Below are 11,028 nucleotides of genomic sequence, written 5' to 3' on the forward strand. Positions count from 1 at the left end.
CGAAAAATATTTTTTTGACACCCCACCAACGGCTCAAACCGTTGATAAATCAACATTTATAGAGGGAGGTAAAAAATAATGAGCTATGAATTTATTAAGGAAAACCAAGAAAATAGTTTTTATCAAGTGAATGAAAACGAAATAAAAGAGGTTGAGAAGGAACTCGATTTAAAATTTCCTAAGGAGTTAGTTAATTTTTATATAGAGGTTGGCTACGGATTTATTAAAGGTTCAGAGTTTAATATTAATCGTATTATGGACCCATATTCAGTAAGGGATTTTCGATTAAGAGTTAATGATTTTGAGTTTTATCCTGACATAGAAATCTATGATGAATTTGAGAATAACAAACTAATATTTTTTGAAGGCAGTGAATCAGCTTTAATGTCAATAGAATTGAATGAAAATAATAGAAGTGTAGTTTACTATTATGATATTCAAATTGCGACTTCTCTAGAAGAATTTTTAAGAAAGATAGAAGAAAATGATAAATATTATTTGGAGTTACTAGTTGATTAAAGAACGATAATAAAACATACCTTGAATGGTTTTACGCCTTTCAAGGTTTTTTTCTTTAATTTATAATAAATTAACTGATACTTGAGTGAGACAATAAGAAAATAATTTGTTTGAGAATTGAGAGCTCATGATGGTAGTACCATCATGGAATAGCGTTTTAATACTTGTATAGTAAAAAAAGTACGATAATTAGGGGAGATGACATTTTATATGGTAGGGGTAGCATGACATGGAATTGGCTAATAAACTAACGACAATGACAAAGTTCGTGACGATAACCAATGGGTAAAGTAAAGATGTGCTGTTTTATTGTATGCGCTACCAAGAACCAGAGACAGGGAGATTTGTGGCGAATCCAAATGTGGAGCGTGTGGAGAAACCTGTTGGAGTGGAGAAGAAGGGTAAAGATGTTGAGAGCGTTCGGAAGGTTGAGCCGGTTCAGGGCGGTTCTAAGGGTACGGGTAATGACATTCCAGCTGCTTTCAGACAAAATGAATTTGCTAGTTCGTATGAAGCACGCCTTAATCAGACACCATCACCCATTAATTCGAAGGTTGAATTTGAAGGAATCAGAGGAGAATCTTTAAGTACGCTTAAACCACCACCAGATCCTGAATTGAAACGTATATTAGATGAGGCTGGGATTAAAGGTATTCAATATAAAAATGGAGTTCCTGATTTTTCGCCAGTTGCAAAAGCTCAAGTGGAAATTAACTATATTTTAGGTGGAAAGAGTGTTTATGGAGGTAAAGCTAGACGTGCTAATTTTATACAATCAGATCAAAAATTAGCTGAAAAGCTAAATAATTCGGCTGAATTAGCAAGGCAGTTTGGAATGGAACCTGGTACAATCAGAGCAAGAGATATAAAAAAATACCGAGAAATAAATAATTTTACTTGGCATGAATTAAATGATGTTAAAACAATGCAACTTGTGCCAACAAAAGTTAATAGTGAATTTGGACACCTTGGTGGTGTCGGCGAAATAAATGCAGGAGCGTTTGGACCTGGAGGCTTTGCCAATAAGTAAGGAGAGGAGATTATATAATGACTATAAAAGATGAAGTTTTTGGTGAAATTGAGTATGAATTTGGGTGGTCAAGAGTTATCATTATAGACTTTTTTGGAAATACAACAGAAGTCAATTTATTAATAGATGGTGAGGAGGATGGTCAGTTTGATGAAGGTCAGTATATAGCATATCAATCATTAATGAAAAATTGGAACGACATACAAAAATATATATTAAAATCTATTCTAACTTATTACGGACAAAAGAGAAATGAATTAGGATTTGATATTGAAGTGAGTAAAAAGTATCCATTAGTTGAAACAACTAATGAAATATTAGAAATGATAAGTATAGAAGGGATTGTTGTTCCCTATGCAGATATTTTTGACGGTCGGGATATTGGAATTACATTTAATTGTACATGGGATACAGAAAATGGGCTAGGGGTTCGTTTGTTAAACGAAAAAGTAACTGAAGTAGGTTTTCAAGACGTTGCTATCTAAAATATAATATGCTGTGAAAAAGCTAGAATTCATTAAGGTTGTACCATCCGGATTTGAATAACAAATTCAATGTAAAGCAATAATCTTGAACTTTATCGAGTAGAAAGTACTTTATAGAAGTTAACACACTGTATCTTAATCAAAGCAGTGTGTTTTTTCATGAAAGTAACTAATATTTCTTGTTGGTTGGTTTGAAAAATGCCTTTTTCTTTTAGCAATTACTCGCTTTATTTCCGTTGTCGGCTGGGCAGGTCGCGCAGCTAAAGGCGGAAAAGCCATCTATGTTACCGCCAAAGGTGTCAACGCTGCTGATCATGCGCTTGATGCGTACAAAACGTCCAAATCGTTTAAAGCGCTCGAACAAGCAGAAAAAGGTCTCTACGGCCTAGTCGCCGCAAACGGCATGTACGAATTCACAACGGGAAAAGACATGTTCGGCAATGCGATTTCTGAAGAACAGCGCCAAAACAGCCTGTTCCAATCGCTCGGCATTGCAGGCGCAGGTGCCCTATCGACGCGCTACGCAGCCAATATGGGTCAAGCCGTGGTGACAAAAGGAACCGAAAAGCTCACGCAAATGCGCAATACGCTTCGCACAAGTGCGGTTGCCAACGTCACCAAACAAGCGTACCAAAGTGTCAAAACCGCGCCCGCATCGTGGACACAGTCATTACATAAAACGTATACGAGTATTTTAGACAGCACCATGCCAAGGCTCATGCCCGAACTAGCGCCAGCCGGTCCAGCGCTTGCCCAGCAGACGGTAAGGGAAACCTTGCAGAACGTGAAGCAGCAAGCGATGCAGATGATTACGCCCATTTACAACCCAAAAGTCAAGCGGTACCAAGACCCAGGGACAGGGAGATTTGTGGCTAATCCGAATGTGGAGCGTGTGGAGAAACCTGTTGGAGTGGAGAAGAAGGGTAAAGAGGTTGAGCTGGTTCGGAATGTTGAGAGTGTTCAGGATGTTTCTAAGGGTACGGGTAATGTAAAGCATTTAGATGATGTACCAAGAATAAAAGAAGTTGAAGTTAATTTTAAAAGAAATGATAAACATGACTCCGAAGAGTTTGCAAGACAATTGAAAGACCAAGAAAAAGGTATGAATGAACTAACAGTTGATGAGTATTTAAAAAATCGTGAGAAGTATATTGAACAAGGGCGTGCAATTGAAGGTAACGCTGCACAACAAGCTGCTAGGGAAGAAGCTTATGTACAAAAGATAAATGAACTACAAAGAGAAGGATTAACGTTATCGAAAGCTAAGAAACAAGCTAAGGAGTGGTTAGATACTCAAGCTGCACTTCACAACCCAGACCAGATAGCAGGAGGAAAGGCAGAAGTAATAGGAGGTTTGGGAGATAAGAGAATAAATTCATCAATAGGTAGTCAATGGCGATATAGGATTGATATTGTTGATGAACAAATCAAGGAATTAGCAAAAAGTATGACACCAGAACAACTAAAAAATACTTATTTGAATGTGAAATTAACACATTAGTGGGAGGAGTATAAATGGAAAAATACTTAAAAGATTTTAAATTGCATAAAAAAGTTCCGAGTGAAATCATTGAAAAATATATGCAACTGGTACCAAACGAAATTATAGATTTATGGAGTAATTATGGATTTGGTACATTTATGCAAGGGTATTTTAAAAGTTTAAATCCAGAGGAATTTAAAGAGATTTTGGGAGAGAGTAGTCAAAGATACAAGGATTCAGTTGTGTTGTTTGCTACAGGTATGGGTGACCTAGTTATTTGGTCAGATGGATATGTTAGACTACTTAATTACAGGTATGGTGTGGTAAAGACAATTATGTTTACATTTGAATTTTTCTTTCAAAATATTAATGATTTGGAATTTAGAGATGAGGATTTGTCTTGGCAACCTTACCCCGAAGCCCTTAAACAATATAGTGAGTTGGATTATGATGAGTGCTTCGGCTATACACCGCTATTAGGTTTAGGTGGAGCAGAAAAAGTAGAGAATCTAAAAAAAGTCAAACTGAAGGAACATATTCTTATTATTACTGAATTTATGGGACCAGTTCAGTAATATTCGGGAGTATGTTACAGAATTAACTATAAGCACTTGATTGCCTTATTAGGAATCAGGTGTTTTTGTTTTCTTTTTAGAAATCTTAACTGTGTACGATATTGGATATTGCTTTACTGAAATTCATAGCTCATGAAGGTAGTACCATCATGGAGTATTGATTTTATATTTGGATTTTGTGAGAAGTACGATAAATAGGCGAGATGACATTTTAAACATACGCTGTGCTTATTACAGGGAACAAACCAAAAACTTACGAAATTAAAGAGCCTCGTGGGTTTATAGATAGAATTAGTAATGAATTACGTTATAAAATTAAAAGAAAGCACTTGATTGTCTATCTAGGCAATGAAGTGCTTTCTTTATGAAGATTTACAAATTAAAATATATATAATCACTTAGGTTCAAATCAACATTTTGCGGACAACCACCGTTTCCAACATAACCAAACAAGCGTACCATAGCGTCAAAACCGTCAAAACCGCGCCCGTATCGTGGGCACAGTCATTACATAAAACGTATACGAGTATTTTAGACAGCACCATGCCAAGGTTCATGCCTGAACTAGCCCCAGCCGGTCCAGCGCTTGCCCAGCAGACGGTAAAGGAAACCTTGCAGAACGTGAAGCAGCAAGCGATGCAGATGATTACGCCCATTTACAACCCAAAAGTCAAGCGGTACCAAGACCCAGGGACAGGGAGATTTGTGGCTAATCCGAATGTGGAGCGTGTGGAGAAACCTGTTGGAGTGGAGAAGAAGGGTAAAGAGGTTGAGCTGGTTCGGAATGTTGAGAGTGTTCAGGATGTTTCTAAGGGTACGGTAAAAATTGATTACGATTTAGCTAAAGAGTATATTAGAGATGTTGAGTCAAAAACTGGGTTGAAACTTCATAAATCACAAATAGAAAAATTAAAGGATACTTTAAGAGAAAATAAATATGAAAAAATGACACCATTAGAAACTTTAAAACACAGGAATACATTCAATAGTGTGAAAAATAAATTGATTAAAGAATGGGAAGAAAACACGAGACAAACTTGGCCAAGATATACTGAGGAGATTTATGATAAAAAAGGTAGATTAGCAAGAGATATAGGTCAACCATATGATGCTCATCATATTATAGAAAATAATTTTGGCGGTCCTCACGAATGGTGGAATATACATCCTGCTAAATTCCCTGATGAACATCAGGCGGGGATTCATGGTAAGGGTGCGCCATCAAATAAGTTATTTCCAAGGAGGTAGTTTTAATGGCTACATTTGATTTTGTGAAAAATGAGAAACATAAATTTATTAGACTACAAGAAAATAAACTATTAGATGCGGAAGAAAGACTTGGGTTTGAGTTACCTAATGAACTTAGAGATTTTTACTTAGAAGTTGGGTATGGTTTTATCAAAGGAAGGGATGGGAACACAATAAATAGAATTATGGATCCAGATACTATAGCTGATATTACTTTGAGAGAAGGTATTTACGAGTTTGATCCAGATTTAGAAGGAATATATGAGGAGGATGATAAATTAGTATTTTATGAAGTAAACGAGGGTGTATATTTAACTCTTGATTTAAATACTCCTCAACAAACTCCTGTATATTTTCTTGAAACCCAAATTGCTGGTTCATTGGGGGAATTCATAAGAAAGGTTAATGAGGATCCAGAGTACTTTATGGATATGGCTAATTAATACTTCGGGCTCTCAGCAATAAAATATAGAAGTGAGCGTAAAATAGTCCACACATACTACTCACGTATGGGCTGTTATGCTTGAAAAGTTGTTTTAGAGGTAATGAAATAAAAGCAGTATTAAACGAAAATGATGCAGATGTTTTTAAGAATCTTTATAGATTTTATTTATGGAAATCTTAAGTTACGCAACTAAATTATATAGAAAGTAAAGCATTAAATAGAGCACTTGATTGTCTACTTATGGCAACAAGTGCTTTCTTTATGAAGACTTACAAATTAGAATATACATAATCACTTAGGCTCAAATCAACATTTTGCGCACAAGCACCGTTGCCAACGTCACCAAACAAGCGTACCAAAGCGTCAAAACCGCGCCCGCATCGTGGACACAGTCATTACATAAAACGTATACGAGTATTTTAGACAGCACCATGTCAAGGTTCATGCCTGAACTAGCCCCAGCCGGTCCAGCGCTTGCCCAGCAGACGGTAAAGGAAACCTTGCAGAACGTGAAGCAGCAAGCGATGCAGATGATCACACCCATCTACAATCCAAAAGTCAAGCGGTACCAAGACCCAGAAACAGGGAGATTTGTGGCGAATCCGAATGTGGAGCGTGTGGAGAAACCCGTTGGAGTGGAGAAGAAGGGTAAAGAGGCTGAGATTGAGCCGGTTCGGAGTGTTGAAAGGATTCAGGGTGTTTCTAAGGGTACGGGTGAAACTATTCAAGTTAAGAACATTAAAAATGAAGTAGATATTATTGCTGAAAGAGCTAAAGGTTTGGACTTAACTCTAAGAGAAACTCCATATAAAATCATGGGTAGTAAAAAAATGAAACAATTGACCGAAAAGGTGAAAAATAGAACTATCACAAAAGAAGAATGGAAACAATTGATGTGGAACAAGAGATTTAAACGCAGAAGAGATAACGGTGTAGATGACTTCTGGGAACAAGAAAGAGAACGCTTGTTAAATGGAGAAGCTACGAGGATATGGACGGAGAAACAAGCAAAAGACATAATAAATGGTAAGGCGCCAAAATATGAAGGTAAAACTATGATTGGTCACCATACTTATAGTGCAGCTAAATATCCGCAAATTGCTAATAAAGGCGAAATTATATATCCTGTAACATTTAGAGAACATTTGTATCGATGGCATGGTGGTAGCTATAAGAAAAGCCTACCTGGTAAACCACTAAATGATTCAGTTGATAATGACTTTTAAGGAGGATATAAATATGTCGGTAATATTTTTAGTGGTGGAACAAGATGAAAATCAAATGAAATATTTACCTGTAATAAGAAAAAATACAAATTTAGGATTTTCTGAGATAAAAAAAAGAATTGGAAATGGAAGTCCGATAATGGAATGTAATCTGTTTAAAGATGATGTGGACGATGCAAAACTTAAAAAATTAATAAATGAATTGATAAATGTTGGAGCGAAGATAAGACTGTTTGATGGTGAATTAGTTAAAAATAAAGAAGTATCTGTTGAATACTTGATGAATAGATTTGATAGATATAAAGAAATACAAAAACAAAATGAAATGTTAGATGATTTAATGTATGGTGAAGATTAATTTGTGGAGATGTTATGTAGAGTCGAGAAAATTCAGCTACAATATTTTGGCGAGATGACATTTTACTTGGCGACGAATATAAAGACATGGAATGAATATGAAACTAACGAACTCGTATAAACTCGTAAGTTTTAACGTAATAGTTGTACGACATATAAAAGGTGTCATACTGTTACTAAAAAACTTATAAATTTAATGCTACTTAAAAACAGATGAACTTAAAGTACTTGATTGCCTATTTAAGCAATCAAGTGCTTTCTTTATGTAAGTTTACAGATTAAAATATACGTGACGTTGAGGTTTACCATTCAAACAAGCAGAAAAAGGTCTCTACGGCCTAGTCGCCGCAAACGGCATGTACGAATTCACAACGGGAAAAGACATGTTCGGCAATGCGATCTCCGAAGAACAGCGCCAAAACAGCCTGTTCCAATCGCTCGGCATTGCAGGCGCAGGTGCCCTATCGACGCGCTACGCAGCCAATATGGGTCAAGCCGTGGTGACAAAAGGAACCGAAAAGCTCACGCAAATGCGTAACACGCTTCGCACAAGTGCGGTTGCCAACGTCACCAAACAAGCGTACCAAAGCGTCAAAACCGCGCCCGCATCGTGGGCACAATCCCTACATAAAACGTATACGAGTATTTTAGACAGCACCATGCCAAGGCTCATGACCGAACTGGCGCCAGCCGGTCCAGCGCTTGCCCAGCAGACGGGTAAGGGAAACCTTGCAGAACGTGAAGCAGCAAGCGATGCAGATGATTACGCCTATTTACAACCCAAAAGTCAAGCGATACCAAGACCCAGAGACAGGGAGATTTGTGGCGAATCCGAATGTGGAGCGTGTGGAGAAACCTGTTGGAGTGGAGAAGAAGGGTAAAGAGGTTGAGCTGGTTCGGAATGTTGAGAGTGTTCAGGGTGTTTCTAGGGGGACAGTTAAAGATAGTATTATAAAGGAAATAAAAGAAATTGATTTCGGAAAACATATAATAAGAGGTAAAAACGGAAAAAAACAGTTACTTCCAAATGCAAAGTATGTAACTAATGATGATTATAAATATACTACCGATGAACTTGGGCGTATAGTCCATGTTGAGGCTCCTGAACTTATATTAAAAAAGGCTGATAGAAATAAATATGCACAAGCGAATGTAGGAGATAAAGATAGATTATCAGATGATGATGGTGGTCATTTAATAGGAGCTCAATTTAATGGTCCTCCTGATATTGATAATCTTGTACCACAAAATAGTCAAATTAATAGGAGGGGTGGAGTTTGGTACGAAATGGAGACTGAATGGGCCAATGCATTGAAAGAGGTACCACCCAAGAAAGTCTCTGTTAGTATTGAACCGATCTATTCTAATAATTCAATGCGACCAGATTCCTTTATGGTCGAATATGAAATTGAAGGCCAATTTCCAGTGATTCGCGAGATTGCAAATAAAGCAGGAGGCTGATATTGATGAGTTTTGAAACAGAATTAAACGAGTTATATAAAGAAATTGCACAACAGGTTAATGATATGATTCCAACTGAATGGAATAATTTCTACTTTAATGGTGAAGTTCAGGAGGGAGAAGGAGGAGTTTTCTTTTTTTTTACGCCAAAAGGTGAGGAACAACACATTTTTTCACATTATATTCCAAAATTATATAGTGTAGATAAGAGGGCTTATAATAAAGAACTACATAAATTATTTCAACTTACTGTTGAACTCCAAAAAGTTTTTACTGATAATGACCAAGAACCTTGGTTTTCAGTGACATTAATATTAAATGATACAGGTAAATTAAACGTACATTTTGATTATACAAATTGGCATGAAAGTGAATTTGGTCCAACAGATAGAATTAAGTATTTTGAATATAAATATGTAAGTCAAAATAAAGAACAGCTAGATTTAGATTTAATAGAGAGAATGAAGAAATTTGAAGAAAAGTAAACAATTAAGCACTTGGTTACCTTTTAGGCAACAGGTGCTTTTGTTTTTGGTGAAGTAAGAACAACATGAATGAGACCAGTTTGAAATTCATAGCTCATGAAGGTAGTACCATCATGGAGTATTGATTTTATATTTGGATTTTGTGAGAAGTACGATAAATAGGCGAGATGACATTTTATATGGTAGGGGTAGTTATGAAATGGATTGGCTAACAAACTAACGATAATGACAAAGCTCGTGACGATAACCAATGGGTAACATAAATAGGTGCTGTTTTATTGTATGCGCTACTATGATCCGGAGACAGGGAGATTTGTCGCGAATCCGAATGTGGAGCGTGTGGAGAAACCTGTTGGAGTGGAGAAGAAGGGTAAAGAGGTTGAGCGCGTTCGGAATGTTGAGAGTGTTCAGGGTGTTTCTAAGGGTACGGGTGAAACTAGTATATCTAAGCCAGCAAGACCTAAAGCAAGTAGCGTGAAACCAGGGGTAAGAGAGAAACCTTCTGCTAGTAAAAAACAGAAGGAAAAAAGATTGTCAAATGAGCAATTAAATAATCTTGTAAAAGGCAACTTTGTTAAAGAAACCTCTAGGACTAGAATCTTTACGCCAGAAACTATGCCAGGAAGTAAAGATTTTACAAAATGGTTTAATGAATTGAGCATAGATGAATTTGAACTAGCCTGGTCTACTCCAAAATTAAGGACTATAATTGAGAGTAGGATTCGTTATCCCGGTGGCTACCATGAATGGCATCTAGTATCTCGAGCACCAATTTTTAAACGGTGGGGTGTAACGGCTGAAGATATAGCAGAAATGAGAACGTTAACGAAAGACGTTGAGTTTGTAAACCCAGTAGGAAGACATGGGTTTGATGGTTCTGGAAAAGCTCATAGAGAGCTTCTTGATCTGATTGATCACTCACTTGATTATGAAACATTTAAAAGGAAATTAAGAAATTGGGCACATTATAGGTTGAAAGGCGGAATTGATTCATTACCTGAAGGGCTTAGATAATTAGAAATGGGGGATTAAGATGGAAAACCCTGGAGCTGTTTCTCTTTGGTTTGGAAATTGTAGTAATGAGGATTTGCTAAGCAAGTATGTAGAAATAAAATATGATAATGAGGGAGACAGAATTCCTTCAAGCTTTATGAATGATTTTAAAATAGACTTCCTTGAGTATAACCAAGATTTATTAGAATGTACTTACAATGAATATCCTACGTCTTCTTTGTCTGAATTACTAAAGAATGCTTCTTATTCTGACGCACTTATAAGTGAACTTAAAGACTTTTATGGTGAAAGTTTAAAAGAAAAGTACAATATTGTTATTCGGTTATATGATTTTGAATATGAGGAACTTGTTGAGGAAGCAAAACTTGATGGTAGGAACCTTAAATATATGGGGTCTGTTATTTATGAAGATTAGTAACTGAATATGATAATTAATATAGTATTTGAAGCCACGAAGCACTTTTTGTTAGTTGACAAAAGGTGCTTTTTGCATGGAATAAGTTTGGTTGAACACAGTAAAGTATAACTTATGTAAAATAGAGACCTCATGGAGTATCTTGTAATATTTTGTCTATCGAGAAAAGTGCGAGAACCGAACGAGATGATGTTTTATAAGGTAGGGATACTTATACCTGAATTATTCATACCCAAATACAAAATCCCACAGGAAAGGCGATTTATCGGCTTTCCTGTGGGATTC

The 11,028-nt window shown here is 36.5% G+C and carries 14 protein-coding genes; all 14 read left to right on the forward strand.

Going from position 1 to position 11,028, the window contains the following annotated elements; translation table 11 throughout:
• Positions 1-78 precede the first annotated feature (78 nt).
• The 14 genes from AC1UFB_RS00005 to AC1UFB_RS00070 all read left to right on the forward strand — a co-directional run bounded on the left by AC1UFB_RS00005 (position 79) and on the right by AC1UFB_RS00070 (position 10,743).
• Positions 79-519 carry an SMI1/KNR4 family protein gene (locus AC1UFB_RS00005; protein ID WP_076513623.1) on the forward strand — a complete coding sequence of 147 codons (441 nt, stop codon included), beginning with the start codon at positions 79-81 and terminating at the stop codon, positions 517-519.
• Positions 520-907: 388 nt separating this feature from the next.
• A complete protein-coding gene (locus AC1UFB_RS00010) occupies positions 908-1,549 on the forward strand; it encodes an HNH endonuclease (protein ID WP_328101818.1) in 642 nt (213 codons plus the stop codon).
• A gap of 17 nt (positions 1,550-1,566) precedes the next feature.
• Positions 1,567-2,034, forward strand: a complete 468-nt coding sequence (locus tag AC1UFB_RS00015; protein WP_076513995.1) for a DUF6985 domain-containing protein — start codon at positions 1,567-1,569, stop codon at positions 2,032-2,034.
• A gap of 1,015 nt (positions 2,035-3,049) precedes the next feature.
• The gene (locus AC1UFB_RS00020; RefSeq protein WP_226638941.1) at positions 3,050-3,535 is read left to right on the forward strand and encodes a polymorphic toxin type 15 domain-containing protein; all 486 of its coding nucleotides are present in this window, start codon (positions 3,050-3,052) and stop codon (positions 3,533-3,535) included.
• A 14-nt stretch (positions 3,536-3,549) separates the two neighbouring features.
• Positions 3,550-4,092, forward strand: coding sequence for a T6SS immunity protein Tdi1 domain-containing protein (locus AC1UFB_RS00025; protein WP_328101927.1), 543 nt, complete (start codon positions 3,550-3,552; stop codon positions 4,090-4,092).
• A 621-nt stretch (positions 4,093-4,713) separates the two neighbouring features.
• On the forward strand, positions 4,714-5,340 hold the full coding sequence (locus AC1UFB_RS00030) for an HNH endonuclease (protein WP_482588218.1): 627 nt from the start codon (positions 4,714-4,716) through the stop codon (positions 5,338-5,340).
• A gap of 5 nt (positions 5,341-5,345) precedes the next feature.
• Positions 5,346-5,783: an SMI1/KNR4 family protein gene (locus AC1UFB_RS00035; protein ID WP_328101968.1), complete on the forward strand. Its 438-nt coding sequence runs from the start codon at positions 5,346-5,348 to the stop codon at positions 5,781-5,783.
• 445 nt (positions 5,784-6,228) lie between these two features.
• A complete protein-coding gene (locus AC1UFB_RS00040; RefSeq protein WP_482588220.1) occupies positions 6,229-7,011 on the forward strand; it encodes a hypothetical protein in 783 nt (260 codons plus the stop codon).
• A gap of 13 nt (positions 7,012-7,024) precedes the next feature.
• The gene (locus tag AC1UFB_RS00045) at positions 7,025-7,369 is read left to right on the forward strand and encodes a hypothetical protein (protein WP_328101850.1); all 345 of its coding nucleotides are present in this window, start codon (positions 7,025-7,027) and stop codon (positions 7,367-7,369) included.
• Between the two features lie 484 nt (positions 7,370-7,853).
• On the forward strand, positions 7,854-8,249 hold the full coding sequence (locus AC1UFB_RS00050; protein WP_482588222.1) for a hypothetical protein: 396 nt from the start codon (positions 7,854-7,856) through the stop codon (positions 8,247-8,249).
• Positions 8,206-8,829 (forward strand): DNA/RNA non-specific endonuclease, encoded by a 624-nt coding sequence (locus tag AC1UFB_RS00055; RefSeq protein ID WP_482588224.1) that lies wholly within the window; start codon positions 8,206-8,208, stop codon positions 8,827-8,829. Before AC1UFB_RS00050 ends, AC1UFB_RS00055 begins: the two co-directional genes overlap by 44 nt.
• A gap of 5 nt (positions 8,830-8,834) precedes the next feature.
• Positions 8,835-9,314, forward strand: a complete 480-nt coding sequence (locus AC1UFB_RS00060; RefSeq protein ID WP_283880017.1) for an immunity protein YezG family protein — start codon at positions 8,835-8,837, stop codon at positions 9,312-9,314.
• Between the two features lie 282 nt (positions 9,315-9,596).
• The gene (locus tag AC1UFB_RS00065; protein ID WP_482588226.1) at positions 9,597-10,328 is read left to right on the forward strand and encodes a hypothetical protein; all 732 of its coding nucleotides are present in this window, start codon (positions 9,597-9,599) and stop codon (positions 10,326-10,328) included.
• 19 nt (positions 10,329-10,347) lie between these two features.
• Positions 10,348-10,743: an immunity 22 family protein gene (locus tag AC1UFB_RS00070; protein ID WP_328101533.1), complete on the forward strand. Its 396-nt coding sequence runs from the start codon at positions 10,348-10,350 to the stop codon at positions 10,741-10,743.
• The last annotated feature ends 285 nt before the right edge of the window (positions 10,744-11,028 follow it).

The sequence above is a fragment of the Priestia sp. KCTC 13724 genome (assembly GCF_056820425.1).